Genomic DNA, 16,501 nt, shown 5'->3' on the forward strand with positions numbered 1-16,501 from the left:
CTAACAGCCGCGGCACGACGGCACAACGGGACGATCCGTTCATGGACAGGCATCGATGCCGCTTTTGCGCGCGGGAGCTCGACGAGACCTTCGTCGATCTCGGCCTGTCGCCTTTGGCGAACTCCTTCGTGCCGACGGAGCGGGCCAATGCTGCCGAGCCGACCTATCCGCTGCATGCCCGCGCGTGCGGTGCCTGCGGGCTGGTCCAGCTTCCGCAATTCGAGCCTGCGGCGAACATTTTCGACCGCTATCTCTACTATTCGTCCTATTCCGAGAGCTGGCTGCGTCACGCGGAGAGCTACGCTGCCGAGATGATCGCCCGCGCGAGGCTCGGTGCAGCGTCCGAGGTGATCGAGATCGCCAGCAATGACGGATATCTGCTGCAATATTTTCAACGCGCCGGCATCCGCGCGCTTGGGATCGAGCCGGCCAGCGGTCCGGCGGCAACGGCGATCGCCAAGGGGATTCCGACCCGGACCTGCTATTTCGGCCGCGATGCCGCCGCAGCGCTCCGCGCCGAAGGCCACGAGCCGGACCTGATCGTCGCCAACAACGTGCTGCCGCACGTCCCCGACATCAACGATTTCGTCGCGGGGCTGCGCATTCTCCTGCCCGAGACCGGTCGTACGACGCTGGAGCTGCCGCATCTGTTGCATCTGGTCGAGCAGATCCAGTTCGACACGATCTATCACGAACACCTCTCGTACTTCTCGCTCGCGACGCTGGAGACGGTGTTTCGCGCGCATGGCTTGCGCGTCTTCGACGTGGACGAATTGCCGACCCATGGCGGCTCGCTGCGCCTGCATGTCTGCGCCGAAGCCGCGCCTCAGGGCGCTTCGCCCACGCTCGAAAGGTTGCGTCAACGCGAAAGGGACGCCGGACTCGACCAGCCTGCGACCTATCGTGATTTTCAGGCGAAGGTCGCGGCGAAGCGCGAGATGATCCGCGGCTTTCTCGCCGGCGCGCAGCGCGCGGGCAAGACGGTGGTGGCCTATGGCGCGCCCGCGAAAGGCAACACGCTGCTCAATTATTGCGGCGTCACGCCCGAGTTGATTTCGTTCACCGTGGACCGCAATCCGCACAAGCAGGGCCTGCTGCTGCCCGGAACGCATCTGCCGATCCGCGATCCCGCCGCCTTGATCGCAGCGAGGCCCGATTACGTCTTCATCCTGCCCTGGAATCTGAAGGACGAGATCATCGCGCAGCTGGCGGAGGCTCGCGCCTGGGGCGGACAATTCGTGGTGCCCGCGCCCGACCTTTCGATCGTATCCTGAGCGATGGTTAACGATCAGGCAGCGAGCGGAGCGGAATGGTCCGCGCGCAACGCGAAATAGGCTTCCAGCTCCGACAGAGCCCGCTCTTCCCAATCCTTCGCCTGCTCCAGCAGCGACCAGCTCTGGCCCGGGCGGAACGCAGCGGTCTGGCGATAGAGCGATGCGATGCCGCGATAGCGGCGCACATTCTCCAAGATGGCGTGACCGTTCATGTCCGAAAACTCCCTCGTCATTCCCGGGGGAGAAACTGCGGCCAAATCTTTTTCGAAAAGTTAGCGGCGCGCGGCAAGCTCGCGGATGGTTGCCGGACTGTTGCGCGCACGCAACGCGCGACGTGCTGCCAAGACGATTTCGAAGACGATTCCGAAGGCGATTTATTGCGGATTCGTTGCCGCGCTCTCGCCCGGGGACTTCAGCCCGCCGCGGCTGATGATCCTCATGGTCTCGCGGCAGAGATCGGCAAGGCCGATCAGCAGCAAGGCGAGCAGGCAGAACAGGTTGATGGAATCGGTATTTGCGCTGCTCAGCGCGTTGAACTCGAAGAAGGGCGGAATGAACGCCCACCACACCAGGGGAATGGTGAACAGCGCGGCAAATCCCGCCGCCGGCGTGCCCGCGACGAGGCCGAGCACGAACAGGCCAGGCAGGAACGCCGCAAAATAGAGCTTTGCGCCGAGCGAAACGCAGATGCCCTGAAACACAGCCGACACAGCGACAACGACGCATCCAAGCAAAAACGCCTGCCACGACCATGGCCGTACCCGCGGTACGCCAAACAGCCCCGCACGCCTCATCAGCCTCCCCCTGCCGCCCGTTGACCGAGCCCGCTTGAGACGAAAGTACTACAAGCGCAGGCAAACCGCGAGATGGAAATTGCAGCCGAATGGGATTGGTAAACGAGCCGCAAAGCACGGCCCGGGGAGGCCTGCAGGCTGGTTGGGGTGCGTGTCCCGGACAAGCTGCAACGCCGTTTGGCGTTGCGGCGCAGAGGCCGGATCCAGCAGCGGCACGGTCCAATGCGGTGCGATGGTCCCCGGGCCTCCAACGCACCACCCCGGACGATGCTCCGCATCGCCGGGGGCGCTGCGGTGCGTCCGGGGCACGGGAGTGACGGCGGGCGAAACGGGCGACGGCCACAGCCTGTCCCCGGGTATCGCTGCGCTCATTCGGGCCACGACGAGGAGATCATGCCTTTGCCCGCACGGGCGATCCATCCGCCATCGTCGTCACACCCTTCCGGTCCACGATCATGCCATAGGTCTGCGGCTGACGGTGGACGTCGAAATTGAAGGTGGTGCGCTTGTAGGAGTTGCAGAGGTCGAGATCGCAGCGGGCGAGCGCGAGCTCGTCGCCCTTGGTGGCGCAGCGCGCGATGATCTCGCCCGAGGGCGCGATGATGCAGCTGCCGCCGATGTGGTCGACGCCCTCCTCGACGCCGGCCTTGGCGACGCCGACCACGAAGGTGCCGTTCTGATAGGCGCCGGCCTGCATGACCAGGTGGTTGTGGAACAGCGAGAGATCGTCATGCTCGGGCGCGGGCGGATTGTGCACCGGCGTGTTGTACCCGATCATCACCATCTCGACGCCCTGTAGGCCCATCACCCGATAGGTCTCGCTCCAGCGGCGGTCATTGCAGATCGCCATGCCCATCACACCGCCGAACGCATTGGCGACGCCGAAGCCGCTGCCCGGCTCGAAATAGCGCTTCTCCAGATGCTGAAATTTCCGCCAAGGCTCATGCTCGGCATGACCGGGCAGATGAACCTTGCGATACTTCAAGGTGATCGCGCCGCTCTTGTCCACGAGAATGGACGTGTTGTAGCGCCTGACGATTCCGGCCTCGACCGCCAGCTCGGCATAGCCGAGGCAAAAGCCGATGCCGCTCGCGCGCGCAAGATCGAACAGGGCTCGCGCCTCCGGGCCCGGCATCTCGCGCTCGAAGAAGCTGTCGATTTCGGCCTGATCCTCAAAATACCAGCGCGGAAAAAACGTCGTCAGCGCGAGCTCGGGATAGACGATGAGGTCGCAGCCACTGGCCTTCGCCTCGCGCATCAAGGCCATCAGCCGTGCCACGACTTGGGTCCGGCTCTCGCTCCTGGCGATCGGGCCAAGCTGGCCGGCTGCAACAGTCACAAATCTCGTCACGCGTCAGTCCCTCATATCCCGGAGTGCGTCGGGCCCAAGCCTAGCGAGCGGCGCACCGCACGCACAGGCCGCCTCGCCCGTCGTCATGACGGCACACAATCAAATTCCGTGCCTGCGGGTATCATCGTGCGGAGCCGCGCGAGCCTTCGCTGAGAATCGGGAACTTCGTTGCGGATATGCAACGGTTCCCCACGGTCTGAAGCCGGACAAAACAAACTCCCAATCCGGCCACGAACCGCTCTCACAAGGCCGTGAGACTATCAGGGGAACGACGATGCGTGCACAACGCGTTTGGAAAGTGAATGGGGACGCCAGCATCGGGCATCTCCAATCGAAACTGGACGATCTCAACAAGCGCCTGGGTCAGCTGGAAAGCCTGCATTCTTCGAGCGGGAAGCTCGAAGAGCTCAAAGCGAGCGCGCTCAGCCTGTCCCGCGAGATCGACGACATCCGCTGCGCCGAGGCGACGGCGGCCTTGAGCGAGTTGCTGCGGAAGTAATCAGCAGGGCGAGCTTGTCGATTCGGGGCGCTGAAGGAACCAACGTCACGTGCCGCCATTTCCATGAGAGCATGGAGCACGATCATGACCAGGCACCTGACGCGAGCCCATCTCGCACGCGGCGTGGCCGGCGCGGTGTCCACGCTGGTCCTGTGCGCGACGGCGGCCTTCGCCCTCGCGCGCCATTTTGCGCTGTGAGGGATTTGGCATGACCTCCGACCCCGAGGAGCAGGTACGGCTGCAAGGCTTTGGCGAGATGACGTTGCGCACCGCTGTCGCGACGCTGATGCAACTCGCGCCGCGCGAGCGATCGGAGGCTGCGATCTTCCGCGTGCGCGACGGCGTGCGCCTGGCGGAAAGCGAGGTCGCCGAACTCGCCACAAGTTGGGGCATCGCGCCGGCGCCGACGGTGCGATCGCCGCGACTGGTCCCCGAGCAGCACTGGCCGGACATCGTCCGCGGCATGGTGCGCGAGGCGCCGCTGCCGGCGCTGATGGTCGCGTTCCTCGCGGGCGTTGTGATAGCGCGGCGGTAGAGCCCCGCGCCAGACTGCCGACGACCTCGTCCCGCAAATGCCTGGCCGCCGCAGCGGCCAGGCGGTAGGGCAGTCGTCTCAATGGTGCATTTTCTTTGCGCGAGCCGGCGGCAGCAGAACGGTGTCGATGACGTGGATGACGCCGTTGGACGCTTCGATGTCCGGCTGGATCACGTGCGCATCGTTGACGCGGACACCGAGACTTCCGTCGACGTTCACGGGCTGACCTTGAACGGTCGCCACCTTGAGCGACTTGCCGGCGACATCGGCAGCCTTCACGCGGCCTGGGATGACGTGATACTTCAGAATGGCCGCCAGCTTGGCCTTGTTCTTCAACAGCGACTCGACCGTTCCGGGCGGCAGCTTGGCGAAGGCTGCATCGTTGGGCGCGAACACGGTGTAGGGGCCCTTGCCCTTGAGCGTATTCACGAGGCCGGCCGCTTTCACGGCCGTCACCAGCGTGGTGAACGAGCCGGCAGACACCGCCGTGTCCACGATGTCGGCGGCGCGTGCCGCAGACGAACCAAGCAGGCCAGCGACCATGGCCGCTCCGGCCACGAACGAACGAATTGCGGGCGTCATCAAATTCTCCAGATGTGATTGATCCATGCCGACGCGATGGGTGCACGCGCTATCGCGCATCCATCGTCCGATCCGTTGCGATCGACCCCCTTGAAACGAAGCCTCGTGACGGCTGGATCACCGCCCCTTTTGAAAATCGACGGACAGTGACGAGACGCCGCACCGACATCCCACCGATCCGGGCCGGACATTCAGCTCAAGGTCTTGATCACGAAATCCTTCAGTCGCTGCGCCGGCAGCGGAAGACGGTCGCGTTCAAGGATCGCGATCTCCGTGTCCTTGAGATCGGGCATTGGCTTTCCGTCCACCACGTGGAGATCGGGAGGGACCATATCCTTCGGAAGCACCGTCACGCCAAGCCGCGCGCGGACCGCGGCAAGCGTCCCGGCCAGCGAACCGCAGGTGTAGGCGACACGCCATGATCGTCTGGCGCGGTCGAGCGCTTCGGTTGCGCGCTTCCGGTAGACGCAGGGTTTCGGCGAGACCGCGAGCGGAAGAACGCCTTGCCTGAGATCGACGCCGCCGGTGACCCAGACCAGCGGCTCACGCCACACGCGGGTGCCGGGGATTTCGATCGAGCGCTCGCGCTTGATCAGCGCCAGATCGAAAGCACCTTTGCGAAAGCGCTCGATCAGGTTCATCGTCAGATCGCAGGTGACTTCGAGATCGACCTGGGGATAGGCGTGGGCGAACCGGGCGAGCACGTCGGGAAGATGGCGGGTCGCGAAATCCTCGGGCGCGCCGAGGCGAACGAGGCCCCGCATCGCCGGCTCCTGAATGCGCGCAACCATTTCGTCATTCAGGTCCAGCATGCGCCGCGCATCGTCGAAGAACGTCTCGCCTTCCGGGGTCAACGCGACCGCTTGCGGCGACCGTTCGAGCAATTTGCCACCGACCATTTGCTCGAGCCGGCGGATCTGCAGGGAGATCGTCGACTGCTGCAAGCCCAGCGTCTGCGCGGCGCGCGTGAAGTTGCCGAGCGAGACGATGGTGACGAAGGACCTGATCAGGTCGATGTCGAGGTTTTGGCGCGAACGAGGCATCATCATTGCCTTTTTCAATGATGATTCTTGATACAATCAATTTTGACAAACACCAACGAAAAGCTAAGCAACCCTCCGTTCGCCCCGACCCGCCAGGAGGTCCCTTGCTCGCGCTCGCCGTCCAGAATCTCGTCTCACCCTCGGTGCTGTTCTTCGGCATGGGCCTCGGCGCCTCGCTCGGCCGCTCTGACCTCTCCGTGCCAGAGGCGATCGCGCGCTTCCTTTCGCTCTATCTGCTGATCTCGATCGGTTTTCGCGGCGGCGCCGAGGTCGCCCATCAGGGCCTGACGCTGGCGCTGGCGTTGACGATCGGGGCCGGCGTGGTGCTGTCGGCCGGCCTGCCCTTCATTGCCTACGCCCTGCTCCGCTATGGCGCGGGCCTCGACCACATCAACGCCGCCGCCGTGGCCGGTCACTACGGATCCATCTCGGCCGTGACGTTTGTGGCCGTGACCGGCGCGCTCACCCAGCTCGCGCTGCACTTTGACGGCTATATGATCGCGGTCGCGGCCGCGATGGAGACACCGGCGATCTTCTCGGCGCTGCTGATCGCGCGCAGCGGACAAGGGAAAGCGAAAGGCGCGTTCTCCGGCGACTTCCTGCGGGAGATCGCACTCAACGGCTCCATCGTGGCCTTGCTCGGCGCTATTGCCGTCGGTTGCATCACCGGCGAGCGCGGCATGGCCTCGCTCAAGCCTTTCCTGCTCGATGCATTCCCCGGCTTCCTCTGCGTCTTCCTGCTTGACATGGGCCTGATCGCGGGACGCGGGCTGCGGGACGGCTGGAAATCGCTGTCTGCTGCGGTCGCAGGCTTTGCCTGGGTAATGCCGCTCATCGGCGCCGCGTTCGCTGCGGCCTTCGCCTGGCTGATCGGACTGTCGGCCGGCAGCACCGCGATCCTGATGACGCTAGGCGCATCCGCCTCCTATATCGCCGTCCCGGCCGCGATGCGGCTGGCCCTGCCCGCCGCGAACCCGGCGATTGCTCTCACGCTCTCGCTCGGCCTGACCTTTCCCTTCAATCTGATCGTCGGCATCCCGCTCTACATCGCCGCCGCCCAGATCATCGCACGATGAGGACAGCATGCAGATGTTTGCCAAGAAGCGGATCGAAATCCTGATCGAGCGGGCGCTGCTGAAGCGGCTGACCGACGAACTCGAGCGCAGGGGCGTGAGCGGTTATTCCGTCGCGCCCCTCGCCGGCGGGCGTGGCCACGCCGGTCGGTAGGAAGCGGATGGCCAGATCGGCGATGCCGCGGGGATGTTCGCGCTGTGGTGTATCGTGGACGCAGCTCGCCTGGACGCGCTGCTGCGGGCCGTCTTCGCCATCGTCGCCCGGCAGGTGGGCCTGGTCTCGGTCAGTGACGTGCAGGTGGTGCGTCCGGAGCGGTTTTGACGGCAACAGGCGCGGCTGGTCGGGCCGGCGCCTGGACCGACGAACCTTGGCGGTGTGCAAAGCTTCATGCCGGGCCGCCGGAACAAGCGGCCCTGCCCCGCCAAATCGGCCGTGGACCCGATCCCGAAATCGTAGCAGAAAGGCGCACCGAGGCGCTGACAGCCGGTCTGCCAAGCCTCTGGGAAACGTCAACTTTTGGAAGAATGGTCGGAGTGGCAGGATTCGAACCTGCGACCCCTGCGTCCCGAACGCAGTGCTCTACCGGGCTGAGCCACACTCCGACAAGAAGGCGGCTTATAGCGTCGGGTTTGACGCACCGCAAGCGGCCGAGATGAGGAATTTTGTCCCTGTGAAAACGGGCCTTGAAACGCTGATTTTACCGGCCGGTGGGGCCGGCGCGGAAGCTGCCGCCCGGACATTGGCGGCCGGCGGGCTGGTCGCGTTTCCGACCGAGACGGTTTACGGGCTCGGGGCCGACGCCGCCAATGCGACGGCGATCGCCCATCTCTACGCCGCCAAGGGGCGGCCGGCGTTCAATCCGCTGATCGCTCATGTGCCTGATATCGCCGCTGCGCGGCGGATCGGGCGGTTCGACGCGCGCGCGTTGCAGCTGGCCGAGGCGTTCTGGCCGGGGCCGCTGACTCTGGTGGTGCCGAAGACGGAGAACTGCCCGGTGGCGGATCTTGCCACGGCCGGCCTCGACACAGTCGCGATCCGCATTCCTGCCCACCCGGTCGCCCAGGCAATCCTGCGCGCCTTCGGCGGGGCGGTGGTGGCACCGTCCGCCAACATCTCCGGCCACGTCTCGCCGACGCTGGCGGCCCATGTCGAGAGCGACCTGGCGGGCCGGATCGACCTGATCGTCGACGGCGGCCCTGTCGCGGTCGGCGTCGAATCGACCATTGTCGGGTGCTTCGAGACGCCGATGCTGCTGCGGCCCGGCGGGCTGTCGCGCGAGCGGATCGAGGCGGTGCTGGGCGCGAGCCTGGCGCGGCCGCCTGTGGAGACAGATAGCGATGACAGCCAGCCGCTGGCGCCGGGCATGCTGGCCTCGCACTACGCGCCGCGCGCGCCTGTGCGGCTCAAAGCGCAGGACGTGGCGCCAGGCGAGGCGCTGCTGGCGTTCGGACCTGCGCGCCTGCCCGGCATGGAGGCCGCCGCCGCCGTCATGAATTTGTCGCTCACAGCTGATCTCGATGAAGCCGCCGCCAATCTGTTCGGCTATCTTCGCGAGCTCGATGCGAAGGGCCCGCGGGCGATTGCGGTGATGGCGATCCCCGAGGACGATCTGGGTGAAGCGATCAATGACCGCCTGCGCCGGGCGGCGGTTGCGCGATAAGAAGCTTGAGAAGAGACATCAGAATGAACGTCAACACACCCGCCATCCCGCCGCTTGCGCCGGAGTTGATCGAACAATTCCGTGAGATCGTCGGCGAGCGCCACGCGATCACCGATGCCAACGATATCCAGCCCTACGTCACCGAGGAGCGCAATCTGTTCCACGGCCGCTCGCCGCTCGTGCTGCGCCCGGGCTCGACGGCCGAAGTCTCCGAAATCTGCAAGCTCGCCTCCGCGCACAACATCGCGCTGGTGCCGCAGGGCGGCAACACCGGGCTCGTCGGCGGGCAGACGCCGCACAATGGCGAGGTCGTGGTGTCGCTGCGCCGGCTCGACAAGGTTCGCGAGGTCGACACCGCCTCCAACACCATGACGTGTGAGGCCGGCGTGGTGCTGCAGGTCGCGCAAGCGAAAGCCTCCGAGGTGGACCGGCTGTTTCCGCTGTCGCTGGGCGCGGAAGGCAGTTGCACCATCGGCGGCAATCTCTCCACCAATGCCGGCGGCACGGCCGCGCTCGCCTATGGCGTGGCGCGCGAGATGGCGCTGGGATTAGAGGTCGTGCTCGCTGACGGGCGCGTCCTCAACACGCTCTCGAAGCTGAAGAAGGACAACACCGGCTACAATCTGCACAATCTCTTCATCGGCGCCGAAGGCACGCTCGGCATCATCACCGCGGCGACCCTGAAACTGTTTCCGAAGCCGCGAGCGGTCGAGACCGCCTATGTCGGGCTGAAGTCGCCGGCGGCGGCCTTGAAGCTGCTGACGATCGCGCAAGGCGAAGCCGCCAATGCGCTGACGAGCTTTGAGCTGCTGTCGGAGATGGCGGTGGACTTCTCGGTGCGGCACGGCATCGACGTGCGCGATCCGCTCGCAGAGAAACATCCCTGGTACGTGCTGATGGAATTGTCCTCGCCCGGCGACGACGCCCGCACGCCGCTGGAGACGATCCTGGCCCGCGCCATGGAAGAGGAGATCGTCGACGACGCCGTGATCGCGGCGAGCCTTGCCCAGCGCAACAATTTCTGGAAGCTGCGCGAGGAGATGTCGGCGGCGCAGAAGCCCGAGGGCGGCTCGATCAAGCACGACATCTCGGTGCCCGTCGCCGCCGTGCCCGCCTTCATCGCCGAGGCGGATGCCGCCGTGGTGAAGCTGATCCCGGGCGCGCGGCCGGTGCCGTTCGGTCATCTCGGCGACGGCAATCTGCATTACAATGTCAGCCAGCCGGTCGGCGCCAACACCGCCGATTATTTGGCGCGCTGGCACGATGTGAACGCCGTGGTGTTCGAGATCGTGCTGCGCATGGGCGGTTCGATCTCCGCCGAGCACGGCATCGGCGTGCTCAAGCGCGACGAGCTGCCCGAAGTCAAGGACAAGACCGCGATCGAGCTGATGCGCGCGATCAAGGCGATGCTCGATCCGCAGGGCATCATGAATCCGGGGAAGGTGCTGTGAGTGCGCTCGCGATCTCCGCGATCACCGATGCCGATGTCGAACCGGTGGTGGCGCTGTGGCAGCGCTGCGGCCTGACGCGGCCCTGGAACGATCCGCATGCCGATATCGCCCTGGCGCGGCGGCGCGACAATTCCACCGTGCTGATCGGCCGCGAGGGCGGGGAGATCGTCGCGACAATCATGGTCGGCCATGATGGCCATCGTGGCTGGGTCTATTACGTCGCGGTCGATCCAGACTGCCAGAAGCGCGGCCTCGGCCGCCTCATCATGGCGGCGGCCGAGGACTGGCTGCGCGCGGCCGAAATTTCGAAGCTGCAGCTCCTGGTCCGCCGCGAGAACGAAGCGGCCAATGCGTTCTACGGCTCGCTGGGCTTCGAGCTATCGACCTCCGTGATGTTCCAGAAGTGGCTCGACGGCCGCGCTCCCACCTAGTTCCGGAAGAAGATCATGACCGTTTCCGACCGCGTCCGCATCAAGGATGTCCGCGTGCTCTCGAACAATTGGACCACGCTCAAGAACACCACGTTCGAGTACCGGCGCGCCAGCGGCGAATGGCAGACGCAGCATCGCGAGACCTATGAGCGCGACAACGCCGCCGCCGTGCTGCCGTATAATCTCGCGCGGCGCACCGTGATCCTGGTGAAGCAATTCCGCCTGCCGGCCTTCATCCGCGGCTACGACGACCTGTTGATCGAGGCGGCCGCCGGCGTTCTGGATAATGCCGAGCCCGAGGAGCGCATCCGCGCCGAGGCGGAGGAAGAGACCGGGTATCGCCTGCATCACGTCCACAAGGTGTTCGAGGCGTTCATGAGCCCGGGCGCCATCACCGAGAAGCTGCATTTCTTCGTCGCCGAATACGAGCCGGAGATGCGTGTCAGCGACGGCGGCGGCCTTGAGCACGAGGGCGAGGACATCGAGGTGCTGGAGCTCTCGATCGACGAGGCCCTGGCGATGATCACTGACGGCCGCATCATCGACGCCAAGGCCATCATGCTGCTGCAATACGCGGCGCTGCACGTGTTCAGGTGAGCTTCTTACCCTCCCCTGGAGGGGCCCCTCCAGGGGAGGGTAAGTGGCAGCACCGGTGCCGCAGCATCCTCACATGCAATTCAGCCCTGCGCTGCCCCGCTCCCCTGTTGAGCAACCCCAAAACTATCTCTAGTCTGGCTCCAACCAAGAACCAGGAGACGCGCCCATGACCGCGCCGCGCGACGACGAATTCGGCTTTGCGCCCGACTATGATTCTCCCATCCCCTACATGCAGCGCACGCGCGAATATTACGCGGCGATCGGCTACACCACGGCGTATCGCTGGGCGCATTACACCGCAGCGCCGTTCCAGCCGCTGAAGAAGCCGCTGGCGAAGTCGCGCGTCACCATCATCACCACCGCCGCGCCCTACGATCCCGCCAAGGGCGACCAGGGGCCGGGCGCGGCGTATAATGGCAGCGCGAAGTTCTACCAAGTCTATGACGGCGACACGTCGAGAGAGCACGACCTGCGCATCTCGCATATCGGCTACGACCGCAAGCACACCAGCGCCACCGACAACGGCACCTGGTTTCCGCTGCCGCAGCTATTGAAGGCGTCCGCCGCGGGTCGGATCGGCGAGGTTGCCCCGCGCTTCTTCGGCGCGCCGACCAACCGCAGCCACCGCGTCACGCTCGACACCGATGCACCGGAAATCCTGGCGCGCTGCCTTGCCGACAAGGTCGACGTCGCGGTGCTGGTGCCGAACTGCCCGGTCTGCCACCAGACCACGGCGCTTGTGGCGCGGCATCTCGAGGCCAACGGCATTCCGACCGTGATCATGGGCTGCGCCAAGGACATCATCGAGCACGCGGCCGCGCCCCGCTTCCTGTTCTCCGACTTCCCGCTCGGCAATTCCGCCGGCAAGCCGCACGACGTCGCCTCGCAGGCGCAAACGCTGGAGCTGGCGCTTCAGCTGCTGGAGACCTCGAGCGGCCCGCAAACGACGATGCAGTCGCCGCTGCGCTGGAGCGAGGACGCCTCCTGGAAGCTCGACTACAACAATGTCGCACAGCTCTCGCCGGAAGAGCTGGCGCGCCGCCGCGCCGAATTCGACAAGCAGAAGGAGATCGCGCGCGGCAACCGCGCCGCCTGACGGCTCCACGAACAATAACCATCGGGAGAGCGACGTGACGCGACCGTTCGAGGGCGTGAAGATCCTGGATTTCACGCAAGTGCTGGCCGGCCCCTATGCGAGCTACCAGCTCGCGCTGCTCGGGGCCGACGTCATCAAGGTCGAGCGGCGCGAGGGCGAGGACATGCGCCGCACGCCGCTCTCACGCGAATGGGCCGAGCGCGGGCTGGCACCGGCGTTCCAGGCCATCAACGGCAACAAGCGCAGCCTGACGCTCGATCTGCAGAAGCCGGAGGCGATCGCGATCGTGAAGAAGCTTGCCGCGACCGTCGACGTCGTGATGGAGAATTTTCGCCCGGGCGTGATGGACAAGCTCGGCATCGGCTATGAAGCGCTCTCGGCGATCAATCCAAAACTGATCTATTGCGCGGTGTCGGGTTTTGGCCAGACCGGCCCGGACCGCCTACGGCCCGGCTATGACGGCAAGATGCAGGCGCTGTCAGGCATCATGGCGATCACCGGCCACCCCGAGACCGGGCCGACGCGCGCGGGCTTTGCGGTGTGCGACGTGCTCTCGGGCGCGACCGCTGCCTTCGGCGTCTCGAGCGCGCTTTACCAGCGCGACCGCACCGGCAAGGGACAGCTCATCGACGTCTCCATGCTGGAGGCGACAATGGCGTTTCTGTCCGGGCAGATCGCGGACTGGTCGGTCGCCGGCCATCGCCAGCAACTGTCGGGTAACCAGGCGGTGAGCCGCCGGACTACGGCAAACCTGTTCAAATGCGGCGACGGCCATATCCTGCTCGCCGTCAACAACGAGAAGCAGTATCGCGCGCTGATGTCCGCGCTCGGCCGCGAGGACACGCTCAGCGACCCACGCTTTGCCGACTGGTTCTCGCGCAACGAGAACGAGCCGGCCTTGCGCGCCATCATCGAGGAGGCGCTTGCGGCGAGGCCTGCGCGCGAATGGGAGACCATTCTGGAAGACGCCGGCGCGCCTTGCGCCAGCATCTGGAAGGTCGAGGAAGTCATCGACCATCCGCAAATCAAGGCGCGCGGCGCGATCCAGGAACTCGACACGCCCTACGGCCGGCTGCGCTTTGCCGGCAGCGGCTTCAAGCTCGCCCATGGCGGCGGCCGGCTGGACCGGATGGCGCCGGAGCTGAGCGCCGATACGGATGCGGTGCTGGACGAGCTGGGATTCGATGCCGCCGAGATTGCGGCGCTGAGGGCGAGGGAGATCGTTTAAAACACCGCGGCCGCAGGGTGGCAGTGATTAGAACAACGAGCCCTGCCCGTCATCCGATGATGCAGCAGCAACCTTCCGCGCCGCCTTCTTCGGCTTGGCCGCTTCGGCTTCCGCCGCCATCTCCTCCGCGCTGATCGGCAAGAGCAGCTGCTCGTCGTCATTGGCGACGCGATTGACGCGGGTGGAGACGGGGTGCCAGGCGAATTCGCCGATGCGCGGGGCGGCGAGCAGCGGCAGGATCGAATCGACATCATCGCCTTTGATGTCGAGCCAGCGTTCGACATCGCGCTCGCCGATGGTGACTGGCACGCGGTCATGCAGCGCGGCGAGATCCTCGCCCGCCGCGGCCGTGACGATCGCGACGGTGTCGAGCTCCTCGCCGTTCGGCCCGGCCCAGGTCTCGAACACCGCAGCGAAGCCCAGCGGCGCGCCGTCGGCGCGATGGATGAAGAAGGGCTGCTTGCGGCCGTCCTCCACCTTCCATTCGTAATAGCCGTCGGCCGGGATCAGGCCGCGCCGGCGGCGAATCGCCCGCTTGAACGCGGGCTTCTCGAGGATCGTCTCCGAGCGGGCATTGATCAGGAGGGTAAAGCTCTTGGGATCCTTCACCCAGCCGGGCAGCAATCCCCAGCGCATCAGCCGGAAATGCCGCGCGCCGTTCTCGACCAGCACGACCGGAATCGGTTGTGTCGGCGCGACATTGTACCGAGGCGGGAAATTCGGCTGCTCGACATAGCCGAACAGTTGCCGCAAAGCCGCGGGGGCCGAAGTTATGACGAAGCGTCCACACATCTCAGGGCGTCTATATAGGGTCCGTTCAGGTCCTTTTAACCCCGAACGTTAACACTGTGGCAGATGAGCTCAACGGCCTCCCAACCCGCGCGGACGCATGTACAGACGGGCCCCGAGGCCGCCGCCTGGGCCGAGCGGCTGCGCGTGGCCAATATCAACCCGCGGACCGGGCTTGCCACTGACTATCTCAACCATTTCAATGAAGCCGTGATGCTGCTGGAAATGGTTCCGGACATGCCGGAATGCGCCGAGGATTTTTTGACCTGGTCGCCCCTGTCCTATGCCGAGCATTTCACGGCGTCGAATTTCAAGGCGCGCGACCTCGCCATCGAAGCCTATGAGAAGGCCGATCCCAACGTGCGCGCCCAGTTCGACCACCTCACGGATACCATGACCTCGATCCTGACCGCGGTCGGCACGGCCATGCGCGAGGTCGAGAAGGACACGACGCGGATCCGCCTCGCCGAGCAGGCCGCGCTCTGGGTCAAGCCGCTGATCGCGGCCTGCGGCGGCATCATCCATGGCGGGGCCGAAGCCGACGTCGACACCATCATGGCGAACTGAGCCGATTCCTGTAAGAACCCGTCCTGCAAAACAGGTCTCGTAAGAAATGGCGTCGGTCGTCCAGCCCACCCACCCCCAGCTCGCCGTGAGTGCCGCGATTTTCCGCGACGGCAAGGTGCTGCTGACCCGTCGCGCCCGTTCGCCAGCGAAGGGGTTCTATTCGCTGCCCGGCGGCCGGGTCGAGTTCGGCGAATCGCTGCACCAGGCGCTTAAGCGCGAGGTCGATGAGGAGACCGGGCTCGACATTGCCATCGCAGGCCTTGCCGGCTGGCGCGAAGTGCTGCCGGCCGCGCCCGGCGCCGGCCATTATCTGATCATGTCGTTTGCCGCCCGTTGGGTGGCCAGGGAGCCGTCCCTCAACGACGAGCTCGACGATTACCGCTGGATCTCCCCTAGCGCCCTGGCGAGCCTGACCGACCTCAAGCTGACCGGGGGGCTGGAAGAGGTGATCCAGTCCGCCGCGCGGCTGGTTGGCCCCTGAGCGCCCCCCGCCTTGCGTCCACCGCCTCGAGGGGGCATACACCCCGCCAATGTCCACGCGATTTCTGGCCATTTTTGTCCTGATTCTCGCCTGCGCCTCCGGACCCATTCGGGCCCAGGACGTGGCGGCGCCGTTCGACGCCGATTTGCAGCGGCTGGCCGAGATCCTCGGCGGGCTGCACTATCTGCGCGGCGTCTGCGGGTCCAACGAGGGCAACAAATGGCGCAACGAGATGCAGGCGCTGATCGATGCCGAAACCCCCTCCGGGGAGCGCCGCACCCGCATGATCGCCGGTTTCAACCGCGGCTATAACGGCTTCCAGCAGACCTACCGCAGCTGCACGCCGGCCGCGACGGTGGCGATCCGCCGCTATATCGAGGAAGGCTCGAAGATCTCGCGGGATCTGACGGCGCGTTACGCGAACTAGTTCTCTCCTCGTGTCATTCCGGGGCGAGCGCAGCGCGAGCCCGGAATCCATTCATCCACCGACTCTGTAGCGCGATGGATTATCAGGTGCGCAATTACGCACCATAGCTCGCGACTTCGTCGCGCCCCGGAATGACAGCCGGACCGGAACTCTGTCATCGACTTTGTACACAGCCGTTAACCGTTCCTAAAGATGTGGCCTAGCGGTCGTTAACGCCCGTGCTACACCTCTCGCACAGCGCATCGCCGTGGATCGCGCCCCAGCCCTGATCGAGTTTCATGAGCCAGCCGATTTCCTACGCCCCCGCCCGCGCGCCGCTGCCCGATCACGAGCAGAAACAGGCCGCACTGAGCTATCTCAACGAGGCTTGGGCCGAAGCGCGCCATGACGGCGTGGACGGCGACTGCCTGGCACAGGCGAGCCTGTTCGCGGCCTTTGCCGAGCTCGTCGGCACCTATGGCGAGGACGCGGTCGCCAAATTCGTCGAAGGCTTCCCCGGCCGTATCCGCAACGGCGAATTCTCGGTCGACATCTGCAGGCAGTAGGCTTCCGAAAATGACCCCGCCGCATGGGCGGGGCCAGTCAACGGATGAATGACCTTGCGAAGAGATTTAGCCGAAAG

General features: G+C 65.5%; 22 protein-coding genes and 1 tRNA gene. 16 read left to right on the plus strand and 7 right to left on the minus strand.

The genetic code is table 11. From position 1 onward, the window contains the following. The first annotated feature begins 41 nt into the window (after positions 1 to 41). On the plus strand, positions 42 to 1,274 hold the full coding sequence (locus RPS27_RS37320; protein ID WP_212065505.1) for a class I SAM-dependent methyltransferase: 1,233 nt from the start codon (positions 42 to 44) through the stop codon (positions 1,272 to 1,274). 14 nt (positions 1,275 to 1,288) lie between these two features. On the opposite strand, the gene RPS27_RS37325 is transcribed toward RPS27_RS37320, so the two are convergent. The 3 genes from RPS27_RS37325 to RPS27_RS37335 all read right to left on the minus strand — a co-directional run bounded on the left by RPS27_RS37325 (position 1,289) and on the right by RPS27_RS37335 (position 3,419). Beyond that, positions 1,289 to 1,486, minus strand: a complete 198-nt coding sequence (locus RPS27_RS37325; protein ID WP_194406683.1) for a hypothetical protein — start codon at positions 1,484 to 1,486, stop codon at positions 1,289 to 1,291. A 162-nt stretch (positions 1,487 to 1,648) separates the two neighbouring features. Then, a complete protein-coding gene (locus RPS27_RS37330; protein ID WP_212065506.1) occupies positions 1,649 to 2,068 on the minus strand; it encodes a DUF4118 domain-containing protein in 420 nt (139 codons plus the stop codon). Positions 2,069 to 2,459: 391 nt separating this feature from the next. After that, complete coding sequence (locus RPS27_RS37335; protein WP_212065507.1) at positions 2,460 to 3,419, minus strand: N-carbamoyl-D-amino-acid hydrolase; 960 nt, start codon at positions 3,417 to 3,419, stop codon at positions 2,460 to 2,462. A 274-nt stretch (positions 3,420 to 3,693) separates the two neighbouring features. Here RPS27_RS37335 and RPS27_RS37340 point away from each other — a divergent pair, with 274 nt between their 5' ends. Further along, positions 3,694 to 3,918, plus strand: coding sequence for a hypothetical protein (locus tag RPS27_RS37340; protein WP_194406680.1), 225 nt, complete (start codon positions 3,694 to 3,696; stop codon positions 3,916 to 3,918). Between the two features lie 208 nt (positions 3,919 to 4,126). Beyond that, positions 4,127 to 4,453 carry a hypothetical protein gene (locus RPS27_RS37345; RefSeq protein ID WP_212065508.1) on the plus strand — a complete coding sequence of 109 codons (327 nt, stop codon included), beginning with the start codon at positions 4,127 to 4,129 and terminating at the stop codon, positions 4,451 to 4,453. A gap of 78 nt (positions 4,454 to 4,531) precedes the next feature. Here the strand turns inward: RPS27_RS37345 and RPS27_RS37350 are convergent, their stop codons facing one another. Beyond that, positions 4,532 to 4,996 (minus strand): fasciclin domain-containing protein, encoded by a 465-nt coding sequence (locus RPS27_RS37350; RefSeq protein WP_349629308.1) that lies wholly within the window; start codon positions 4,994 to 4,996, stop codon positions 4,532 to 4,534. A gap of 230 nt (positions 4,997 to 5,226) precedes the next feature. Further along, a complete protein-coding gene (locus RPS27_RS37355) occupies positions 5,227 to 6,084 on the minus strand; it encodes a LysR family transcriptional regulator (RefSeq protein WP_249131482.1) in 858 nt (285 codons plus the stop codon). A 98-nt stretch (positions 6,085 to 6,182) separates the two neighbouring features. Between RPS27_RS37355 and RPS27_RS37360 the strand changes: the two genes are divergently transcribed. The 3 genes from RPS27_RS37360 to RPS27_RS37370 are packed head-to-tail and all read left to right on the plus strand — an operon-like array spanning position 6,183 to position 7,473. Next, positions 6,183 to 7,154: a sodium-dependent bicarbonate transport family permease gene (locus RPS27_RS37360; RefSeq protein ID WP_212065510.1), complete on the plus strand. Its 972-nt coding sequence runs from the start codon at positions 6,183 to 6,185 to the stop codon at positions 7,152 to 7,154. Between the two features lie 7 nt (positions 7,155 to 7,161). Further along, positions 7,162 to 7,305: a P-II family nitrogen regulator gene (locus RPS27_RS37365; protein ID WP_249131483.1), complete on the plus strand. Its 144-nt coding sequence runs from the start codon at positions 7,162 to 7,164 to the stop codon at positions 7,303 to 7,305. 33 nt (positions 7,306 to 7,338) lie between these two features. Further along, entirely contained in the window at positions 7,339 to 7,473 is a 135-nt protein-coding gene (locus RPS27_RS37370; protein WP_283818348.1) for a hypothetical protein, read from the plus strand. 204 nt (positions 7,474 to 7,677) lie between these two features. Here the strand turns inward: RPS27_RS37370 and RPS27_RS37375 are convergent. Beyond that, a tRNA-Pro gene (locus RPS27_RS37375) sits at positions 7,678 to 7,754 on the minus strand. A gap of 68 nt (positions 7,755 to 7,822) precedes the next feature. Between RPS27_RS37375 and RPS27_RS37380 the strand changes: the two genes are divergently transcribed. The 6 genes from RPS27_RS37380 to RPS27_RS37405 all read left to right on the plus strand — a co-directional run bounded on the left by RPS27_RS37380 (position 7,823) and on the right by RPS27_RS37405 (position 13,615). Next, positions 7,823 to 8,812: an L-threonylcarbamoyladenylate synthase gene (locus RPS27_RS37380; protein WP_212065550.1), complete on the plus strand. Its 990-nt coding sequence runs from the start codon at positions 7,823 to 7,825 to the stop codon at positions 8,810 to 8,812. A 23-nt stretch (positions 8,813 to 8,835) separates the two neighbouring features. Then, a complete protein-coding gene (locus RPS27_RS37385; protein ID WP_212065551.1) occupies positions 8,836 to 10,263 on the plus strand; it encodes an FAD-binding oxidoreductase in 1,428 nt (475 codons plus the stop codon). Further along, on the plus strand, positions 10,260 to 10,694 hold the full coding sequence (locus RPS27_RS37390; protein WP_212065552.1) for a GNAT family acetyltransferase: 435 nt from the start codon (positions 10,260 to 10,262) through the stop codon (positions 10,692 to 10,694). Before RPS27_RS37385 ends, RPS27_RS37390 begins: the two co-directional genes overlap by 4 nt. Before the next feature lie 15 nt (positions 10,695 to 10,709). Beyond that, positions 10,710 to 11,291 (plus strand): NUDIX domain-containing protein, encoded by a 582-nt coding sequence (locus RPS27_RS37395; protein WP_194406672.1) that lies wholly within the window; start codon positions 10,710 to 10,712, stop codon positions 11,289 to 11,291. Positions 11,292 to 11,457: 166 nt separating this feature from the next. Next, complete coding sequence (locus RPS27_RS37400) at positions 11,458 to 12,387, plus strand: glycine reductase (protein WP_212065553.1); 930 nt, start codon at positions 11,458 to 11,460, stop codon at positions 12,385 to 12,387. A gap of 34 nt (positions 12,388 to 12,421) precedes the next feature. Next, positions 12,422 to 13,615 (plus strand): CaiB/BaiF CoA transferase family protein, encoded by a 1,194-nt coding sequence (locus tag RPS27_RS37405; RefSeq protein ID WP_212065554.1) that lies wholly within the window; start codon positions 12,422 to 12,424, stop codon positions 13,613 to 13,615. A gap of 27 nt (positions 13,616 to 13,642) precedes the next feature. Here the strand turns inward: RPS27_RS37405 and RPS27_RS37410 are convergent, their stop codons facing one another. Next, positions 13,643 to 14,407 carry an SOS response-associated peptidase gene (locus tag RPS27_RS37410; RefSeq protein WP_212065555.1) on the minus strand — a complete coding sequence of 255 codons (765 nt, stop codon included), beginning with the start codon at positions 14,405 to 14,407 and terminating at the stop codon, positions 13,643 to 13,645. Positions 14,408 to 14,470: 63 nt separating this feature from the next. On the opposite strand from RPS27_RS37410, the gene RPS27_RS37415 reads away from it, so the two are divergent. The 4 genes from RPS27_RS37415 to RPS27_RS37430 all read left to right on the plus strand — a co-directional run bounded on the left by RPS27_RS37415 (position 14,471) and on the right by RPS27_RS37430 (position 16,424). Continuing rightward, complete coding sequence (locus RPS27_RS37415) at positions 14,471 to 14,971, plus strand: hypothetical protein (RefSeq protein WP_194406668.1); 501 nt, start codon at positions 14,471 to 14,473, stop codon at positions 14,969 to 14,971. Positions 14,972 to 15,017: 46 nt separating this feature from the next. Beyond that, entirely contained in the window at positions 15,018 to 15,452 is a 435-nt protein-coding gene (locus RPS27_RS37420) for an NUDIX hydrolase (RefSeq protein ID WP_211419401.1), read from the plus strand. A 49-nt stretch (positions 15,453 to 15,501) separates the two neighbouring features. After that, positions 15,502 to 15,879 (plus strand): TIGR02301 family protein, encoded by a 378-nt coding sequence (locus RPS27_RS37425; protein WP_194406666.1) that lies wholly within the window; start codon positions 15,502 to 15,504, stop codon positions 15,877 to 15,879. Positions 15,880 to 16,157: 278 nt separating this feature from the next. Beyond that, the gene (locus RPS27_RS37430; protein ID WP_028134933.1) at positions 16,158 to 16,424 is read left to right on the plus strand and encodes a hypothetical protein; all 267 of its coding nucleotides are present in this window, start codon (positions 16,158 to 16,160) and stop codon (positions 16,422 to 16,424) included. The last annotated feature ends 77 nt before the right edge of the window (positions 16,425 to 16,501 follow it).

Origin of the sequence: Bradyrhizobium sp. WYCCWR 12699, assembly GCF_032144035.1 — a bacterium.
In the GTDB taxonomy this organism is placed as follows: domain Bacteria; phylum Pseudomonadota; class Alphaproteobacteria; order Rhizobiales; family Xanthobacteraceae; genus Bradyrhizobium.